Source organism: Streptomyces sp. NPDC060049 (assembly GCF_042736715.1).
Taxonomy (GTDB): domain Bacteria; phylum Actinomycetota; class Actinomycetes; order Streptomycetales; family Streptomycetaceae; genus Streptomyces.
In genome coordinates this window covers 265,127-282,974 of the sequence record NZ_JBHWVV010000009.1, presented here as the reverse complement: position 1 = coordinate 282,974, position 17,848 = coordinate 265,127, and the positions used below count along the sequence as shown (strand labels likewise).

Sequence of the window (17,848 nt, the reverse complement as noted above, 5' to 3'; positions counted from 1 at the left end):
GGGGGTGCCTCCTTACGCGTCGTCAGCGAGGGCGCTGATCAGATCCGACGAGTCGCGGGGCGGGAGGGCGTGCGCCTGGATGGTACGGAACGCGGCGCTGTACGCCTCTAGGTCTTCCTTCCGCTCCAGATAGAGGCTACTCGTCAAATGGTCGAGTACCACCACATCCAGATCGGCGATGTTCGGAAATGAGAAAATAACGAACGGTCCGGTCAGGCCGAGATGCCCTCCGACGCTGAACGGCAATACCTGCAAACGCACTTGTGGCAGCCGGGCCGCCTCCACGAGGTACCGCAGCTGCTCCGTCATCACCCCCGGCCCGCCGATCTTCCGCCGCAGCACCGCCTCGTCCAGTACGGCGCTCAGCTCCAGCGGCGGATCCGTCCGCAGGACGCACTGACGCGCCAGCCGAACGTCTACCAGCGCGTCCACCTTCGGCTCCGGCAGCCCTCCCAGCGCGGCCCGGGTCACCGCGCGCGCGTACTCGGGGGTCTGCAACAGTCCGGGCACCACGGAGAGTTCGACCGTGCGGGCGGAGCGGGCTCCGGCCTCCAGACTGATGAAGTCGCGGTACTCCTGCGGCAGCAGCCCGCGGTAGTCGTGCCACCATTCGCGCCCGCGCCCGGTGTCCGCCCCCGGCGCGGGACCGGCCGCCGAGGCCGAGAGGGCCTCCAGCAGGGCGCGCTGCTGCGGACGCACGACGTCCCCGTAGGCGTCGAGCAGCAGCCGGATGTCCTCCACCTTGACGCCACTGCGCCCCGTCTCGATGCGGCTGATCTTCGACTGGTGCCATCCCACGAGCCGGGCCGCCTCACCGCTGGTGAGTCCGGTCCGGTCGCGAAGGGCACGCAGTTCCTCGCCGAGCTTGCGTCGGCGCACCGCGGGACCGTGATGCACACCCGCCTCCTTCCACCGGCACAGCTCGCACCAGTCTGCCGTCCAAATACGCTCTTCCGTAGCAGAGTTCACCGCATCGAGCGACAGATATATGCATATGTTGAGGGATCGGCAGAAACGACGGGACGATGGGTGCCACTCTGGCGTCCAGCACAGATCCGGGACGATTCGCCCCGGTGGGAAAGGGACCGTCGCCATGGCAGATCACCAGGAAGCCTCCCTCACTCTGCCGAGCGATCCCGCCTCGGTCGCGGCCGCCCGGCGCTACGTCGCGCAGGTGCTGGACGAGTGGGGACTGACCGAGGGGACCGACACCGCCGACAGCGTCCGGCTGATCGTCTCGGAGCTCGCCACCAACGCCGTGCAGCACACCTTCGGCCAGTCGCCCACCTTCACCGTGGACATCCGCCTGGAGCGCGAGGAGTGGCTCCGCGTCGGCGTCACCGACAGCCACCCGCGGTGGCCCAAGCGCCTCCCGGCCGCGGTCCAGCAGGACAACGGCCGGGGGATGGTCATCATCCGCTGGCTCACGGCCGAGGCGGGCGGCCGCCTCTCCGTCAGCCCGACCGAGGACGGCGGCAAGACGGTGTGGATCGCGCTGCCCTGGACGGTCGGAGCGCCGGCGAAGGCGTCCACGGGCTGCTGATCCCCGATCAGGAGGCGGCGCGCTCCGAGACGCTGCGCTCGATGCACAGCTCGTTGCCCTCCGGGTCGGCGAGCACGACCCAGCCGGTGCCGTCCTCCCGGCGGCGGTCGTCCAGGAGCTTCGCGCCGAGTCCGATGAGCCGCTCCACGTTCTCGTCCCGCGTGCCGGTCGTCGGGATGATGTCCAAATGGACCCGGTTCTTGACCGACTTGCCCTCCGGTACCCGGATGAACAGGATTCCGGTCACGCCCGGCTGGCCCGGCACCAGGGAGATCTCGGGGTCGTCCTCCAGGTCGTCCGGGTGGATCGGGAAACCGGTCACGGCGGACCAGAACCGCGCGAGCTCGTACGGCTCCAGGGCGTCGAAGGTGATGTGGTGAACGGGGTTCAGAAACATGAGGCTCCTCGTGAGCGGCTCCGTATACGGAACCGGGCTGGGGACCGCCCGGAGTCGAACCGGGTACCTCCCCGAAACATGGGTTAACTCGGTGGAAAAGCGCGGCACATAGCGTAGCGGCCACGTTCCCTCCATCAATGATCACCCATGAGCCGGTAAAGCGATGGTGGTCGGGACGGCAAGCCCTTCTCTGCGTCGGGCAAGACACGCTTGGCCCGGATAAGCGCAGGTCAACAAAGCGTTGACGGGCCGTAGGGTCGGCCCGGCCCGGCGCGCTGTCGGTCATGTCCCGGAAGCTTGGTGATTCCCGTGCAGTTGACACCCCACGAGCAGGAGAGACTGCTCATCCACGTGGCCGCCGACGTGGCCGAGAGACGCAGGGCGCGCGGGGTCCTCCTCAACCACCCCGAGTCGATCGCCCTGATCACCTGCCACATCCTCGAAGGCGCCCGCGACGGCCGGACCGTGGCCGAGCTGATGGCCTCCGGCCGCACCGTGCTCTCCCGCGGGGAGGTCATGGAGGGGGTACCCGAGATGATCCACGACGTCCAGGTCGAGGCGACCTTCCCGGACGGCACCAAACTCGTCACCGTCCACGACCCGATCGTCTGAGAGTGGGTACCCCGTGATCCCCGGCGAAATCGTCTACGGGGACGGGCCGGTGCGCCTCAACGAAGGCCGGCCCGTCACCCGTCTCACCGTGCTCAACGCCGCCGACCGGCCCGTCCAGGTCGGCTCGCACTACCACTTCGCCGAGGCCAACCCCGGTCTCGGCTTCGACCGGGCCGCCGCCCACGGGCTGCGCCTCGACATCGCCGCGGGCACCGCCGTCCGCTTCGAGCCGGGCATCCCCGTCGCCGTGGAACTCGTACCGCTGGGCGGACTGCGCGCCGTACCCGGCCTGCGCGGACAGACCGGGGGACCGCTCGATGGCTGAGCTGTCGCGCCAGGTCTACGCCGACCTCTTCGGGCCCACCACCGGTGACCGCATCCGCCTCGCCGACACCGACCTCTTCGTGGAGATCGAGCGGGACCTCGCCGGCGGCCCCGGCCGGGCCGGGGACGAGGCGGTCTTCGGCGGCGGCAAGGTCATCCGCGAATCCATGGGGCAGGCCCGCACCACCCGGGCCGAGGGGGCCCCCGACACGGTCATCACCGGCGTGGTGATCCTCGACCACTGGGGCATCGTCAAGGCCGACCTCGGCATCCGCGACGGCCGGATCTGCGGCATCGGCAAGGCCGGCAACCCGGACACCATGGACGGTGTGGAGCCCGCCCTCGTCATCGGCCCCGAGACCGAGATCATCGCGGGCAACGGGAAGATCGTCACCGCCGGCGCCGTCGACGCCCACGTGCACTTCATCTCCCCGACCGTGATCGACGAAGCCCTCGCCTGCGGCATCACCACCCTCGTCGGCGGCGGCACCGGGCCCGCCGAGGGCACCAAGGCCACCACCGTCACCCCCGGACCCTGGCACCTGGCCCGGATGTTCGCCGCGCTGGAGGCCCACCCCGTCAACATCGGCCTGCTCGGCAAGGGCAACACCATGTCGCGCGACGGCATGTACTCCCAACTGCGCGGCGGCGCACTCGGTTTCAAGCTGCACGAGGACTGGGGGTCCACCCCCGCCGTCATCGACGCGTGCCTCGGCGTCTGTGAGGAGACCGGCGTCCAGGCAGCCATCCACACCGACACCCTCAACGAGGCCGGGTTCGTCGCCGACACGCTCGCCGCGATCGCGGGGCGGACCATCCACTCGTACCACACCGAAGGCGCGGGCGGCGGGCACGCCCCCGACATCATCACCGTGGTCTCCGAGCCGAACATCCTGCCCAGCTCCACCAACCCGACCCGGCCGCACACCGTCAACACCGTCGAGGAACACCTCGACATGCTGATGGTCTGCCACCACCTCAACCCCGCCGTACCCGAGGACCTCGCCTTCGCCGAGTCCCGGATCCGGCCCTCCACCATCGCCGCCGAGGACGTCCTGCACGACCTCGGCGCCATCTCGATCATCTCCTCCGACTCCCAGGCCATGGGCCGGGTCGGCGAGGTGATCCTGCGCACCTGGCAGACCGCCCACGTCATGAAGAAGCGGCGCGGCTCCCTGCCCGGGGACGGCCCCGCCGACAACCACCGGGTCCGCCGCTACGTCGCCAAGTACACGATCAACCCCGCCGTGGCCCAGGGCCTGGCCCGGGAGATCGGCTCGGTGGAGACCGGCAAACTCGCCGACCTGGTGCTGTGGAACCCCGCGTTCTTCGGTGTCAAGCCCGAACTCGTCATCAAGGGCGGCCAGATCGCCTACGCGCAGATGGGCGATGCCAACGCCTCCATCCCCACCCCGCAACCGGTGCTGCCCCGCCCGATGTTCGGGGCCCTCGGCCGTGCGCCCGGCCTCAACTCGGTCAACTTCACCTCGCAGGCGGCCCTCGAGGACGGCCTGCCCGAACGGCTCGGACTGGGAAAGGAGTTCGTCGCCATCGAGAGCACCCGCAAGGTGACCAAGGCGGACATGCGGTGCAACGACGCCATGCCGAGGGTCGAGGTCGACGCCGACACCTTCACCGTCACCATCGACGGAGAAGTGGTCGAACCCGCGCCGGCGAGCGAACTGCCCATGGCCCAGCGTTACTTCCTCTTCTGATGAGGGGCCTTTCGTGATGGGCACGCGCCGATGAGCCTCGCCACCCTGCTCGTCCTCGCCGACGGACGCTTCCCCGCCGGAGGCCACGCGCACTCCGGCGGGGCCGAAGCCGCCTGCGCCGCGGGCCGGATCCACGACGCCGCCGGCCTGGAGGAGTTCTGCCGGGGCCGGCTGCACACCGCCGGCCTCGTCGCGGCCGGCCTCGCCGCGGCGGCCGCCCTCGGGATCGACCCGGCGGCCCTCGACGAGGCCGCCGACGCCCGGACGCCGGTGCCGGCGCTGCGCACCGCCGGGCGAAGGCTCGGCCGACAGCTGATGCGGGCCGCCCGGGCCACCTGGCCCGACGCCGGACTGGACTCGCTGGCCGCGGCGTTCCCGCGCGGGGCGCACCAGCCCGTGGTGCTCGGCGTCACCGCCAGGGCGGCGGGACTCGGGGCGCGCGAGGCCGCGCAGGTGGCGGTGTACGAGAGTGTGAGCGGGCCGGCGAGCGCCACCGTACGGCTGCTCGGCCTGGACCCCTTCGAAGCGAGCGGGGTGCTGGCCCGCCTCGCCCCCGAGCTCGACTCCGTCGCCGCGGACGCGCTGCGCGGCGCCGAGCGGGCCCTCCTGGACGGGCCGGGAGTCCTGCCCGCGGCCTCCTCGCCCCTCCTGGACATCATGGCGCAGGCCCATGCCGACTGGCCGGTGCGGCTCTTCGCCTCCTGAGTCCCCTCGCAGCCGCCTCCGCGGCATCCCCCGCACCCACCCCCCCCGCCAAGGAGAAATCCATGCACCTCGACCACGGCGTGACCTACCCGCACCGCCACACCCGCAGCGCCGAGCCCGCGCGGCCGGACGGCACCCGCCGCGCCCTGCGCATCGGCCTCGGCGGCCCCGTCGGCTCCGGGAAGACCGCCACCGTCGCCGCGCTGTGCCGGGCCCTGCGCTCCGAGCTGTCCATGGCCGTCGTCACCAACGACATCTACACCCGCGAGGACGCCGAGTTCCTCCTCCGCGAGGCCGTCCTGCCGCCCGAGCGCATCAGCGCCGTCGAGACCGGAGCCTGCCCGCACACCGCGATCCGCGACGACATCTCCGCCAACCTGGAGGCCGTGGAGGAGCTGGAGGAGGCCTTCCGGGAGAGCGGCCCGCTCGACCTCATCCTGGTCGAGTCCGGCGGCGACAACCTCACCGCGACCTTCTCCCGGGGCCTCGTCGACGCCCAGATCTTCGTCATCGACGTGGCCGGCGGCGACGACATCCCGCGCAAGGGCGGCCCCGGCGTCACCACCGCCGACCTCCTCGTCGTCAACAAGACCGACCTCGCTCCCTACGTCGGCTCCGACCTCGGCCGGATGGCCCGCGACGCCGCCGAGCAGCGCGGCGACCTGCCCGTCGCCTTCCAGTCCCTGCGCGGCGGGGAGGGCGTGGCCCCCGTGGCGGCCTGGGTGCGCGAGCGGATCGCCGCCTGGGCCGTCGCATGAGCCCTACGGTGATCAGCGCGGCCCCCACCGACCCCCCGGCCCGGGCTCCGGCGACGAGCCCGGCCGGACTGCGCGCCACCGCCCGGATCCGCGCCGCCGCCGACGGGCGCGGCTCGACCGCCCTGCCGCTGCTCGCCGGTGAGGGCCCGCTCGCCCTGCGCCGCACCCGGGCAGGGGGAGCCGAGGCCGGGGTCATGCTCGTCGGAGCCATGAGCGCGCCCCTCGGTGGAGACCACCTCACGGTCGAAGCCGAGGCGGGCCCCGGCGCCCGGCTGGTGCTGCGCTCGGCGGCGGCCACCCTCGCCCTGCCCGGCCGCCACGGGGAGCCCGCGCGGTACGACGTACGGCTCACCCTGGCCGCCGGGTCGGCGGTGCGCTGGCTGCCGGAGCAGCTCGTGTGCGTGCGCGGCAGCGACCTGCGCGTCCTGACCCGGGCCGAACTCGCCACCACCGCACGGCTCGTGCTGCGCGAGGAGCAGGTCCTCGGCCGCAGCGGCGAGGCACCGGGCCTGCTGCGCAGCCGCCTCACCGTGACCCGGGAGGGGCGGCCGCTGCTGGACCAGGAACTGGCCTGCGGACCCGGAGCTCCCGGCGGCTGGGACGGCCCGGCAGGGCTCGCGGGCCACCGGGCGGTCGGTCAGCTCCTGGTGGTGGACCCGCGGTTCGAGGCGGCCCCGCCCCCGGCCCGGACACTGGGACCGTTCGCGTCGGCCACGCCGCTGGCGGGGCCGGCGGTCCTGGTCACGGCCCTGGCCCCGGACGCCCTGCGGCTGCGCGAACTGCTCGACGAGGCGTGGCGCGCCTACGGCTGGTGACGCTCCGGCCGGGGAAGCCCGAACCCGGGACGAACCAGGCACCGCTCAGCGGTACACCCGTTTCCGGATATCGGGTTGGCAAAGAACCGCTCCGCGCTCTGTCGCCCGCTCCTGGTCAGGCGGAAGTATCCCCCTGCACGCCGACGAACCCAACTCGCAGGAACCGAGCCGCCCATGGCGGCAGACGACGCAGGGGGAACAACCACGTGATACGCAACGCGGCGCTGGGGAGCGCCGCAACACTGATCACCGGCACGCTGGCGGCGAGCCTGCTGCTCGCCCCGTCCGCGTCGGCCTCGCAGGCCTTCCCGTCCGGCCGCGACAACGGGGCCGCCGAGGCGATCGGCACGCAGATCGCCGCCGCCCGCGCGGCGCGCAGCGGGATCGACTGGAAGGACTGCCCGGCCGACTGGGGCTTCGCCCCGCCCATCCAGTGCGGCTACGTGAAGGTCCCGCTGGACTACAGCAAGCCGTTCGGCAAGACGATCGACCTCGCGCTCGACCGCGCCGTCAGCACCGGCACCAAGGAGGAGCGCCAGGGCGCGCTCATCTACAACCCCGGCGGCCCCGGCGGCTCCGGCATGCGCTTCCCGCGCCGCATCACGACCCAGAGCCCGCTGTGGGTCAACACCGCCAAGGCCTACGACTTCGTGGGCTTCGATCCGCGCGGCGTCGGCCACTCCGCGCCGATCTCCTGCATCGACCCGCAGGAGTACGTCAAGGCCCCCAAGGCCGACCCGGTTCCGGACAGCGAGGCCGACAAGCGCGCCCAGCGCAAGCTGGCCGCCGAGTACGCGGACGGCTGCAAGGACCGCAGCGGCGAGATGCTGCCGTTCATGACCACGCCGAACATCGCGCGTGACCTGGACGTCATCCGTGCCGCGCTCGGCGAGCAGAAGCTGAACTTCCTCGGCGTCTCCTACGGCACCTACATCGGCGGGGTCTACGCGACCCTGTTCCCGAACCACGTGCGCCGCATGATCGTCGACAGCGTGGTCGACCCGGACCGCGACAACATCTGGTACGAGGCCAACCTCGGCCAGGACGTGGCGTTCCAGACCCGCTGGAACGACTGGCAGGACTGGGTCGCCAAGAACGACGCCGTCTTCCACATCGGCGACACGCGCGCAAAGGTCGAGGCCAAGTGGCTGGAACTGCGCGCCAAGGCCAAGGCCAACCCGCTCGGCGGGGTCGTCGGCCCGGCCGAGCTCATCGGCTTCTTCCAGGGCGCCCCGTACTACGACTCCTCCTGGGTGCCCGTAGCCCAGACGTGGAGCGCGTACCTGGCCGGCGACGAGCAGGCGCTGATCGACGCCATCGCCCCGGACATGGGCGACATCCAGGGCAACATCGCCTCGGAGAACGGCAACGCGGTCTACACCGCCGTCGAGTGCGCCGATGCCAAGTGGCCGACCAGCTGGTCCAAGTGGGACCGGGACAACAGCAAGCTGCACGCCAAGTACCCGTTCCTGACCTGGTCCAACGCGTGGATGAACCTGCCCTGCGCGACCTGGAAGTCCAAGCAGAGCAACCCGATAGAGGTCGGTGTCGGCCCCAAGCGCGGTCTGCCGCCTGTCCTGATCGTCCAGTCCGAGCGTGACGCCGCCACGCCGTACAAGGGCGGGGTCTCCCTGCACAACCGCCTCGCCGGCTCGCGTCTGATCACCGAGCAGAACGCCGGCTCGCACGGTGTCACCAACCTGGTGAACCCCTGCGTCAACACCCGGGTGGACGCCTACCTGCTCACGGGGAAGGTCGACGCCCAGGACGTGAAGTGCGCTCCGCACGCCACTCCGGTGGCGCCGGCCCCGGTCACCGCGAAGTCCACGGGCCAGGCTCCGGCCGACGCCCTGCGGGCGGCCGACGAGCTCCCGGCCATCCGCTAGGACTCCGGGCCGGCTGATCGCCGCGCCGCGCACCGCACGGGAGGAGGCTCAGCGCGACCTGCGCCGGGCCTTCTTCCGTGCTTCCTCCTCCTCCGCCTTGACCTCGCCCGCGTACCGGTCCACGTACTCCTGGCCGGACAGCGCGAGCACCTCGTACATGATCTCGTCGGTGACGGCCCGCAGCACGGACCGATCGCCCTCCATCCCCTCGTACCGGGAGAAGTCCAGCGGCCGGCCGAAGCGGATCGTGACCCGGCGGATGCTGGGGATCTTCTGGCCGGGAGGCTGGATCTCGAAGGTCCCGACCATCGCGCACGGCACGACGGGCGCCTTCGCGCCCAGCGCCATGGCGGCCACCCCCACCTTCCCCTTGTACAGCCGGCCGTCGTGCGAGCGGGTGCCCTCCGGGTAGATGCCGAGCAGCTCGCCCTTGGCCAGCACCCCGAGCCCCTCGCGGAGCGCGGCCTGCCCCGCGTCCTTGCCGGAGCGGTCCACGGGGATCTGCCCGGCGCTGCGGAAGAAGGCGGCGGTGAGGCGACCCTTCACGCCGGGCCCGGTGAAGTACTCGGCCTTGGCGAGGAAGGTGATGCGCCGCTTGAGGATCGCGGGCATGAGGAAATGGTCGGAGAAGGACAGGTGGTTGCCCGCGACGATCGCGGCCCCCTCTGCCGGGATGTTCTCCAGTCCTTCGATCCGGGGCCGGAACAGCAGCCGCAGCAGCGGCCCCAGGATCACGTGTTTGAGCAAGTGGTAGAACACCAGGCCGCTCCCGTCGACATCCCGTTGTCACGGACATCTTACGGACGGTCAGGCCCGGGGGGCGTTCCGCGGTCAGACGCTGCGCGAAGCCGCCATCGCGGCGGTCAGCAGCCCCAGCACGACCCAGCCGAACCACAGCCAGCCGTTACTGCCGAGAGCCACCGAGTACGTGGCGATCGCCACCAGAGCGGCGAAGGTCATCACTGCCATTGCCTTCACGGATCCGGTCATACCCCATGGTGGCCCGCGAAGGGGGTCCGGCGCTACTGGCCACGCGCCTGCAGCGAGGCGAGATACGCGTTGTAGGCCGCCAGCTCCTGGTCTCCGTTGCGGTCCTCCGCCCGGTCGGAGCGCTTCGCGGCCCGCTGCTCCGAGTGGTACCACTGGTAGACGAGCGCGATCAGCACCAGCACCGAGGGGATCTCGCTGAAGGCCCAGGCGATGCCGCCGCCCCACTGCTGGTCGAGCAGCGGGTCGATGCCGAGCGAGGCCGGCGGGTTCGCGTACGTCGTGACCATCGGCTCGCTCGCCATCATCAGCGCGATGCCGAAGAAGGCGTGGAAGGGCATCCCGGCGAACAGCTCCAGCATGCGCATCACGTAGCCGGGGCGGTGCGGACCCGGGTCCACGCCCATGATCGGCCAGAAGAAGAAGAGGCCGACGGCCAGGAAGTGCACCATCATCGCGGTGTGCCCGGTCTTGGACCCCATCAGGAAGTCGAAGAGCGGGGTGAAGTACAGGCCGTACAGGCTCGCGATGAACATCGGAATGGTGAACACCGGATGGGTGACCACCTTCATGTAGCGGCTGTGGAGCAGCATCAGCAGCAGCTCGCGCGGCCCCTTGTGGCCGCGGGCCGCCGGCGGCAGCGCGCGCAGCGCCAGCGTCACGGGCGCGCCCAGCAGCAGCAGGATCGGGCTGAGCATGCTGATCACCATGTGCTGGACCATGTGCACGCTGAACATGACCATGCCGTAGTCGTTCAGCTTGGTGCACATCGCCAGGGCCACGCTCAGCACGCCGACGGTGAAGGCGACCGTCCGGCCGACCGGCCAGGAGTCCCCGCGCCGGCGCAGCCGCAGCACGCCCCACGCGTACAGGGCGAGACCCGCGAGCGAGCCGATCAGGAAGAAGGCGTCGAAGGAGAACTCCAGCCCGCGCCCGAGGGTGAAGGGCGGCAGGTCCATGTCCATGTCCATGCCGTCGTGCGCGAGGTAACTCAATCTCTTCACTCCCTTGACCTGTGGTGCCCCACCACAGTAATGCCGCCCCCGGACGGCAAATCGACCGGGGGCGCCCATTACAGGAGTGACACGTAAAAGGGGGGAAAGATCACAGAACGTTCTGCGCCTCGGAGTAGCGCTCGGCCGGAACGGTCTTCAGCGTCTGCACCGCCTCGGCGAGCGGCACCATCTCGATGTCCGTGCCGCGCAGCGCCGTCAGCATCCCGAACTCGCCGCGGTGCGCCGCCTCCACCGCGTGCCAGCCGAAGCGGGTGGCGAGGACCCGGTCGTACGCGGTGGGCGTACCGCCGCGCTGGACGTGGCCCAGGATGACCGGCCGGGCCTCCTTGCCGAGCCGGTCCTCCAGCTCGACGGCGAGCCGGTTGCCGATGCCGGCGAACCGCTCGTGCCCGTACATGTCGGTGCCGCCCGCCTCCAGGGCCATCGAGCTGCCCTCGGCGGGCTTGGCGCCCTCGGCGACCACGACGATCGCGAACCGCTTGCCCTGCGAGAAGCGCTCGCCGACGATCGTCGTCAGCTCGTCGATGTCGAAGGGGCGCTCCGGTACGACGATCGCGTGCGCGCCGGCCGCCATGCCCGAGTGCAGGGCGATCCAGCCGGTGTGGCGGCCCATGACCTCCACCACCATCACGCGCTGGTGGGACTCGGCGGTGGTCTTCAGCCGGTCCAGCGCCTCGGTGGCGACGCCGACGGCCGTGTCGAAGCCGAAGGTGACGTCCGTCGAGGCGATGTCGTTGTCGATGGTCTTCGGGACGCCGACGATCGGCAGACCGCCCTGCGAGAGCAGGTTGGCGGCCTTCAGGGTGCCTTCGCCGCCGATCGGGATGATGGCGTCGAGGCCGAGATCGGCGACGTGGCCGCGGGCCCGCTCCACGCCGTCGCGCAGATGGGCGGGCTGGACCCGGGAGGATCCCAGAATGGTTCCGCCCCGGGCCAGGATGCCGCTCACGGCGTCCAGGTCGAGCTTGCGGTAGTCGCACTCCAGCAGGCCGCGCCAGCCGTCGTGGAAGCCGATGACCTCGTCCCCGTGGTCGACGACGGCGCGGTGCACGACGGAGCGGATGACCGCATTGAGGCCGGGGCAGTCGCCTCCGGAAGTGAGCACACCTATGCGCATGGCAGGAAGGACCTTTGCAACGTGGGCCGACGACCGGACCACGTCGTCCGGTTGGAACTACCCTGCACCCTACAAGTCGATCCCCGGTGGACTGAACCATCCTCCACATGCTGGTCGGCTCGGTCGTAGGAAAAGAGGCCGGCCCGGATCCCCTCGGGGAATCCGGGCCGGACGGCAGGCGTCGCGAAGGTTACGCGGGCTGCGTCGCCGCCGCGATCCGCTCGGCGCGCAGCGCCTCGTACCAGCGGTCGTCGACGGGCGGCAGCGCGTTCACGTCGAGGGCCAGCTTGAGCAGCAGGTCCGCGATCTGCGGGTTGCGCGCCATCACGGGACCGTGCATGTACGTGCCGAACACCGTGTCGTTGTACGCGCCTTCGGTGCCGTCTCCGGTGCCGTTGCCGCGCCCCATCGTGACCCGGGCGAACGGCTTCGCCGTCGGGCCGAGGTGCGTGATGCCCTGGTGGTTCTCGAAGCCCGTGAGCTGCGGCAGGCCGAGCTGCGGGTCGATGTCCCCGAGGACGTCGCCGACGCACCGCTCGCCCTCGCCGCGCACGGTCACCACGTCGAGCAGGCCGAGGCCCTCCTGGCGCTGGCCGACGTCGTTGACGAACTCCTGGCCCAGGATCTGGTAGCCGGCGCAGACGGAGAAGACGATCGCCCCGTTCGAGACGGCACGCTCCAGACCGCCGTCGCGCAGCAGCCGCTCCGCGGCCAGGCGCTGCGGCCGGTCCTCGCCGCCGCCGATCAGGTAGATGTCGCCCGAGGTGGGGATCGGCTGGTCGCTGCGCACGTCCACGCGCTGCACGTCGAGGCCGCGCCGGCGGGCCCGGCGCTCCACGACGAGGGCGTTGCCCTGGTCTCCGTACGTGCTGAGCAGGTCGGGGTAGACCCACACCAGACGCAGGCTGTTGTCGCTCATGCTCTTGTCCTCTGCGTTTCTGACGGGGGCTAGTTGCCGACGCGGCGGCGCACGTCCTGGAAGGCGGTGTAGTTGGCGATCAGCTCGATCTGTCCGGGCGGCGCCAGCTGCACGGCCTCGTCGAGGCTCTCGCACACCCGGAAGTCCAGGCCCGCGACCTCGAGGCGGACCGCGAGGTCCAGCTTGCGGTCGCCGATCACGAAGATCGGGTGGCCGGCCAGGCGCGGGTAGTCCACGTCCCACAGCCAGGAGGTGTCGGTGCCGTCCGCGCCCCGCGCGTTCACCGAGAGGATGACCGGCGTCGGCGGCGGGTCGATCAGCGAGAACGTCTCGAGCCAGCCCGCCGGGTTCTTCGCGAGCAGCAGGCGCAGTTCGCGGCCCTGGAAGCTCACCACGTCGTAGCGCCCGGCCACGGCCTGGACCTGGTACATCCGCTCCAGCGCGACCTGCGGCGGAACGCCGAAGACGGCGGCCACGGCGGCCGAGGTGGCGGCGTTCGCCTTGTTGGCACGGCCCGGCAGCTGGAGGTTGATCGGCCAGGCGCTGCCGTGCGGGTCGAGCACGTGGTCGCCGGAGAGCACCCAGCTGGGGGTGGGACGCCGGAAACCGCACTCGCCGCAGTACCAGTCGTCGCCCGGACGCTGCATGACGCCACCGCAGGAGGGGCACGACCAGGCGTCGTCCTTCCACTCCTGGCCGGCCGCGACCCACACCACGTTCTGCGAGGACGAGGCGGCCCAGACGATCAGCGGGTCGTCCGCGTTCGCGACGACCACGGCCTTGGAGCCCGAGAGGCCCTCGCGCCACTTCTCCGCGAGCATGCGGGTCTCGGCGGCGCGGTCCAGCTGGTCGCGGGAGAGGTTGAGCAGGGCGATCACCTTGGGCGTGACGTCCCGGGCCACTCCGGCCAGGTACTTCTCGTCCACCTCGATGACGCCGTAGCGGGCGTCCGAGCCGCCCGCCAGGGCGGAGGTGATGCCCGCCGGCATGTTCGCGCCCAGCGCGTTGGAGACGACCGGACCGCTGGCCCGCAGGGCCTCCGCGATCAGCCGGGTCGTCGTGGTCTTGCCGTTCGTCGCCGAGACGAGGACGACGTCGAGATGCTGCGCCAGCGCGCCGAGAAGATCGGGGTCGAGCTTGAGCGCGACCTTGCCTCCGATCACCGATCCGCTTCCGCGTCCCGCGGCCCGCGACACCGCCGCCGCGGCCTTGCCCGCCGTCACGGCCAGCTTGGCCCGCGGCGAAAGCGGCTCTGTGTTGCCTGCCATCGTCCCTTGTCCTCCTTGCGTCGGTCGCCCCCAGCCTATCCAGTACCCGCCCGCGCCCCGACCGCGGCGCCCCCGGTCCGCCGAAGATCTCCTCATATAGTCGCCCGTCGTACCCTTACGGCCATGCGACATCGCCCCCTCCCCGGCACCTCCGGCATCGTCCGCACCATGAGCCTGCTGGGCGACCCGGTGCTCCACTCCGCATGCGCGGAGGTCACCGACTTCGGCCCCGCCCTCGGCCGGCTCATCGAGGACATGTTCGCGACGATGTACGCCGCCCAGGGGGTCGGCCTCGCCGCGAACCAGATCGGCGTCGGGCAGCGGGTGTTCGTCTACGACTGTCCCGACGACGAGGACGTCCGCCACGTCGGACACATCGTCAACCCGCGGCTGGTCCTCACCGGCGGGGACGAGTTCGCCGGCCCGGAGGGATGCCTGTCCCTGCCGGGGCTGGAGGCGTCCACGGTCCGCTTCGACGAGGCCGTCGTCGAGGGCGTCACCTCGGACGGGGCGCCGGTGCGGGTCGGCGGGAGCGGGTTCTTCGCCCGCTGCCTCCAGCACGAGTGCGACCACCTGGCCGGCGGGGTCTACGCGGAGCGGGTGACCGGGCTGCGGGCGCGTCGTCTGCGGCGGCAGATCCGCAAGACGGAGTGGGGCGCCGCGGGGATGCACGCGCTGGGTGAGTGAGTCCGGAGGTACGGGGCCTGCGCGGGCAGCCCGGCGGAGCCGGGTATCCCGGGGCTCCGCCCCAGACCCCGCGCCTCGATCGCCGACGGGGCTGAATTAGAAGCCGGGGCCGTCCAAGCGGTTGCCGGCGGTGGCCAGGCGGCCCCACAGCAGGTCGGTCAGGTCGCTGACGAGTTCGGCGCGCTCGCAGGGGCGTTCGCCGAGCCACCAGTCGCCCGCCGCGTGCATCATGCCGACGATGCCGTGGCCCCACACGCGGGCCAGGCGCTCGCCGCCGGGACCGAGGTCCACGCGCTCCGCGATCACCTGAGCCAGCTCCTCGCCGAGGCGGCGCAGCAGCGGGGCCGAGTGCAGGCCGACGTCGAAACCGCGCTCGGCGGCCTGGGAGTCCTCGGCGGGGTGCATGAGGAAGCGGTAGACCTGCGGCCGGGCCTCGATGGCGGCGAGATAGGTGTCGAGGGTGGCCTCCACCCGGCTGCGCCGCTCGGCGGGGGCGTCGAGCGCCGCGCGCAGCGAGTCGAGCAGGGCGTCCGTGTGCCGTACGGCGAGGGCCTGGTAGAGCCCGGCCTTGTCGCCGAAGTGCCGGTAGAGGATCGGCTTGGTGATGCCGGCTTCGGCCGCGATGGCGTTCATGGACGCCTTGGGGCCGTCCCTGAGCACGACCCGGTCGGCCGCCTCCAGCAGCTCGCGCCGCCGGCGCTCGGCCGCTCCCGGCTCGCCCGCCTGCTGTGTGGTCTCCATGACGTGTCTCACTCCCCGCCCTTGCGATGTCCTGACGCCCACGCAACGTAACACTCCGCACACCGTGGCGATCTCACGGAGGCCGGTATCTGCGCTGCTTGACAGTGCTTACCGGCCGGTAACAGACTGTGTGGCTGTTCGGGTTACCAGCAGTAACCAATCTGTACGAAAGCTGGAGGGGACATGGCGGAGTTCACCATGGAGCTCAACGACGACCAGAAGCAGGTGCGGGACTGGATCCACGGCTTCGCCGCCGACGTGATCCGTCCCGCCGCCGCGGAATGGGACGAGCGCGAAGAGACTCCGTGGCCCGTCATCCAGGAGGCCGCCAAGGTCGGGATCTACTCGCTCGACTTCTACGCCCAGCAGTTCTTCGACCCGACCGGCCTCGGCATCCCGATGGCCATGGAGGAGCTGTTCTGGGGCGACGCGGGCATCGCGCTGTCCATCGTCGGCACCGGCCTCGCCGCCATCGGCGTCGTCGCCAACGGCACCGAGGAGCAGATCGGCACCTGGATCCCGCAGATGTACGGGACCCCCGACGACGTCAAGGTCGCCGCCTTCTGCTCCTCCGAGCCCGACGCCGGCTCCGACGTCGGCTCGATGCGCACCCGCGCCGTCTACGACCAGGCCAAGGACGAATGGGTGCTGAACGGCACCAAGACCTGGGCGACCAACGGCGGCATCGCCAACGTCCACATCGTCGTGGCCGTCGTCGACCCCGAGCTCGGCACCAAGGGCCACGCCTCCTTCATCGTGCCGCCGAACACCCCCGGCCTCTCCCAGGGCCAGAAGTTCAAGAAGCACGGCATCCGCGCCTCCCACACCGCCGAGGTGGTCCTGGAGGACGTGCGCGTGCCCGGGTCCTGCCTGCTCGGCGGCAAGGAGAAGCTCGACGAGCGCCTCGCCCGGGCCCACGAGCGGGCCAAGGCGGGCGGCGGCGAGCGCGTGAAGAACGCGGCCATGGCCACCTTCGAGGCCTCCCGGCCGGCCGTCGGCGCCATGGCGGTCGGCACGGCGCGCGCCGCGTACGAGGTGGCGCTGGACTACGCGAAGACCCGTACGCAGTTCGGCCGGCCGATCATCGACAACCAGGGCGTCGCCTTCCAGCTCGCCGACATGCGCACCTCCATCGACGCGGCCCGGCTGCTGGTGTGGCGGGCCTCGTGGATGGCGGTCGCCGGCAAGCCCTTCACCTCGGCGGAGGGCTCGATGTCGAAGCTGTTCGCGAGCGAGGCCGCCAAGAAGGTCACCGCGCAGGCCGTGCAGATCCTCGGCGGCAACGGCTTCACCCGCGAGTACCCGGTGGAGCGCATGCACCGCGACAGCGCGATTTACACGATCTTCGAGGGCACCAGCGAGATCCAGCGTCTGGTGATCGCCCGGACGATCTCGGGCATGCCGATCCGCTAGGGCGCGGCTCGAGCAGCATCAGGGCCCCGTGCCCGCCGCGAGGCGGTCCGGGGCCCTTCCGCGCGGGCCGGACCGCCCTCCCGCGGCCTCAGGGGCGCAGGAGGGCGTCCAGGGCGCGGGAGAAGAGGAAGCGGGCCGCCGCCGCGACCACGGGGTCCAGGGGGGCTCCCAGGCCGCGGACGCGCAGTTCCTCGCGCCACTCGACCTCGCAGCCTCCGACCGGAGCGGGACGGACCTCGATCTCCGCACCGCCGGTGATCGCGCGGCCGCGCTTGACCAGCCTGACCAGCCCCGGCGCGACGCCCCGAGGGGGCTGCCAGAGGGTGACCTCCATCGGGTCGTCGAAGGTGATCCTGCCCACTCCCGTGCGCGCCGTGAAGCGCGTTCCGACGCGCGTGGGAGGCGGCGTCTCGATGATCGTCCGAGTGAGCGGAACCTCGGCGCCGTGCCGTTCCCAGTCCGTCAGTCTCAGCCACGCCTGGGCGGGGGTGAGAGCCGCACGGCGAATGATCCGGATAGCGGGCATGAGCGCATGGTAATCGGGCATACACACCCTGAACTGGACGGCGAATATGGCTTCCGTCCGGGGGTGGCGATCAGCAATACTCACCGCCACTGTGGATCGCGGATTCGACCGGGTGACCACCGGCCCTCCCGCCCCACTCTGCGAGGAGGTGCGCCATGTGCTCCCACCAGCCCCCCTGCCCGACTGCCGAAAGCGCCGACCACGACGCCGCCCGCACCGTGGCCTTCCACCCTGAACAAGGCTGGAATCTGCTGTGCAACGGAGCCGTGGTCTTCGACGACACCGGCGAACTGCTCCCCGACGGCCGCACGGTGGAACCCCGCCGCCCGGCCCTGGTCTGAGCGAGGAGGCAGCATGCGCCAGCAGCTGATCCGCAAGCCCGTTCCCAAGCCCGCACCCCGCGACCTGGACCTGCGCAC

General features: G+C 71.5%; 21 protein-coding genes. 11 read left to right on the top strand and 10 right to left on the bottom strand.

From position 1 onward, the window contains the following. Positions 1-12 precede the first annotated feature (12 nt). Positions 13-897 carry a helix-turn-helix domain-containing protein gene (locus ACFWBY_RS19285; RefSeq protein ID WP_385338679.1) on the bottom strand — a complete coding sequence of 295 codons (885 nt, stop codon included), beginning with the start codon at positions 895-897 and terminating at the stop codon, positions 13-15. A 196-nt stretch (positions 898-1,093) separates the two neighbouring features. On the opposite strand from ACFWBY_RS19285, the gene ACFWBY_RS19280 reads away from it, so the two are divergent. Next, positions 1,094-1,543, top strand: a complete 450-nt coding sequence (locus tag ACFWBY_RS19280; protein ID WP_385338682.1) for an ATP-binding protein — start codon at positions 1,094-1,096, stop codon at positions 1,541-1,543. Positions 1,544-1,550: 7 nt separating this feature from the next. On the opposite strand, the gene ACFWBY_RS19275 is transcribed toward ACFWBY_RS19280, so the two are convergent. Continuing rightward, positions 1,551-1,940, bottom strand: coding sequence for a VOC family protein (locus ACFWBY_RS19275; RefSeq protein ID WP_385338685.1), 390 nt, complete (start codon positions 1,938-1,940; stop codon positions 1,551-1,553). A gap of 309 nt (positions 1,941-2,249) precedes the next feature. On the opposite strand from ACFWBY_RS19275, the gene ACFWBY_RS19270 reads away from it, so the two are divergent. From ACFWBY_RS19270 to ACFWBY_RS19240, 7 genes are all read left to right on the top strand, one after another. Continuing rightward, positions 2,250-2,552 (top strand): urease subunit gamma, encoded by a 303-nt coding sequence (locus ACFWBY_RS19270; protein ID WP_385338688.1) that lies wholly within the window; start codon positions 2,250-2,252, stop codon positions 2,550-2,552. 13 nt (positions 2,553-2,565) lie between these two features. Then, a complete protein-coding gene (locus ACFWBY_RS19265; protein ID WP_385338691.1) occupies positions 2,566-2,877 on the top strand; it encodes an urease subunit beta in 312 nt (103 codons plus the stop codon). After that, positions 2,870-4,591: an urease subunit alpha gene (locus ACFWBY_RS19260; protein ID WP_385338694.1), complete on the top strand. Its 1,722-nt coding sequence runs from the start codon at positions 2,870-2,872 to the stop codon at positions 4,589-4,591. The genes ACFWBY_RS19265 and ACFWBY_RS19260 overlap by 8 nt, the downstream gene beginning before the upstream one ends. Before the next feature lie 30 nt (positions 4,592-4,621). Beyond that, the gene (locus ACFWBY_RS19255; protein ID WP_385338697.1) at positions 4,622-5,296 is read left to right on the top strand and encodes an urease accessory protein UreF; all 675 of its coding nucleotides are present in this window, start codon (positions 4,622-4,624) and stop codon (positions 5,294-5,296) included. 62 nt (positions 5,297-5,358) lie between these two features. Further along, positions 5,359-6,054 carry an urease accessory protein UreG gene (ureG, locus tag ACFWBY_RS19250; protein WP_385338699.1) on the top strand — a complete coding sequence of 232 codons (696 nt, stop codon included), beginning with the start codon at positions 5,359-5,361 and terminating at the stop codon, positions 6,052-6,054. Next, positions 6,051-6,869, top strand: coding sequence for an urease accessory protein UreD (locus tag ACFWBY_RS19245; protein WP_385338702.1), 819 nt, complete (start codon positions 6,051-6,053; stop codon positions 6,867-6,869). The genes ureG and ACFWBY_RS19245 overlap by 4 nt, the downstream gene beginning before the upstream one ends. 206 nt (positions 6,870-7,075) lie before the next feature. Next, positions 7,076-8,755 carry an alpha/beta hydrolase gene (locus ACFWBY_RS19240; RefSeq protein WP_385338704.1) on the top strand — a complete coding sequence of 560 codons (1,680 nt, stop codon included), beginning with the start codon at positions 7,076-7,078 and terminating at the stop codon, positions 8,753-8,755. A gap of 48 nt (positions 8,756-8,803) precedes the next feature. On the opposite strand, the gene ACFWBY_RS19235 is transcribed toward ACFWBY_RS19240, so the two are convergent. The 6 genes from ACFWBY_RS19235 to ACFWBY_RS19210 all read right to left on the bottom strand — a co-directional run bounded on the left by ACFWBY_RS19235 (position 8,804) and on the right by ACFWBY_RS19210 (position 14,062). Then, positions 8,804-9,514, bottom strand: coding sequence for a lysophospholipid acyltransferase family protein (locus ACFWBY_RS19235; RefSeq protein ID WP_385338707.1), 711 nt, complete (start codon positions 9,512-9,514; stop codon positions 8,804-8,806). A gap of 72 nt (positions 9,515-9,586) precedes the next feature. Further along, complete coding sequence (locus ACFWBY_RS19230) at positions 9,587-9,733, bottom strand: hypothetical protein (RefSeq protein ID WP_385338759.1); 147 nt, start codon at positions 9,731-9,733, stop codon at positions 9,587-9,589. Positions 9,734-9,777: 44 nt separating this feature from the next. After that, entirely contained in the window at positions 9,778-10,707 is a 930-nt protein-coding gene (locus ACFWBY_RS19225) for a cytochrome c oxidase assembly protein (protein WP_385338754.1), read from the bottom strand. 139 nt (positions 10,708-10,846) lie between these two features. Beyond that, positions 10,847-11,875 (bottom strand): 6-phosphofructokinase, encoded by a 1,029-nt coding sequence (locus tag ACFWBY_RS19220; protein ID WP_385338709.1) that lies wholly within the window; start codon positions 11,873-11,875, stop codon positions 10,847-10,849. A gap of 190 nt (positions 11,876-12,065) precedes the next feature. Then, positions 12,066-12,794 carry a type 1 glutamine amidotransferase gene (locus ACFWBY_RS19215; RefSeq protein ID WP_385338712.1) on the bottom strand — a complete coding sequence of 243 codons (729 nt, stop codon included), beginning with the start codon at positions 12,792-12,794 and terminating at the stop codon, positions 12,066-12,068. Between the two features lie 29 nt (positions 12,795-12,823). Then, positions 12,824-14,062, bottom strand: coding sequence for a MurT ligase domain-containing protein (locus tag ACFWBY_RS19210; protein WP_385338715.1), 1,239 nt, complete (start codon positions 14,060-14,062; stop codon positions 12,824-12,826). Positions 14,063-14,185: 123 nt separating this feature from the next. Here ACFWBY_RS19210 and def point away from each other — a divergent pair, with 123 nt between their 5' ends. Further along, entirely contained in the window at positions 14,186-14,749 is a 564-nt protein-coding gene (gene def, locus ACFWBY_RS19205) for a peptide deformylase (RefSeq protein WP_385338717.1), read from the top strand. A gap of 96 nt (positions 14,750-14,845) precedes the next feature. On the opposite strand, the gene ACFWBY_RS19200 is transcribed toward def, so the two are convergent. Further along, positions 14,846-15,490 carry a TetR family transcriptional regulator gene (locus ACFWBY_RS19200; RefSeq protein ID WP_385338720.1) on the bottom strand — a complete coding sequence of 215 codons (645 nt, stop codon included), beginning with the start codon at positions 15,488-15,490 and terminating at the stop codon, positions 14,846-14,848. A 183-nt stretch (positions 15,491-15,673) separates the two neighbouring features. Between ACFWBY_RS19200 and ACFWBY_RS19195 the strand changes: the two genes are divergently transcribed. Then, on the top strand, positions 15,674-16,903 hold the full coding sequence (locus ACFWBY_RS19195) for an acyl-CoA dehydrogenase family protein (protein ID WP_385338723.1): 1,230 nt from the start codon (positions 15,674-15,676) through the stop codon (positions 16,901-16,903). 88 nt (positions 16,904-16,991) lie between these two features. Here the strand turns inward: ACFWBY_RS19195 and ACFWBY_RS19190 are convergent, their stop codons facing one another. Further along, the gene (locus ACFWBY_RS19190) at positions 16,992-17,429 is read right to left on the bottom strand and encodes an SRPBCC family protein (protein WP_385338726.1); all 438 of its coding nucleotides are present in this window, start codon (positions 17,427-17,429) and stop codon (positions 16,992-16,994) included. 155 nt (positions 17,430-17,584) lie between these two features. Here ACFWBY_RS19190 and ACFWBY_RS19185 point away from each other — a divergent pair, with 155 nt between their 5' ends. Next, positions 17,585-17,770, top strand: a complete 186-nt coding sequence (locus ACFWBY_RS19185) for a DUF5999 family protein (protein WP_112449366.1) — start codon at positions 17,585-17,587, stop codon at positions 17,768-17,770. Positions 17,771-17,848 lie beyond the last annotated feature (78 nt).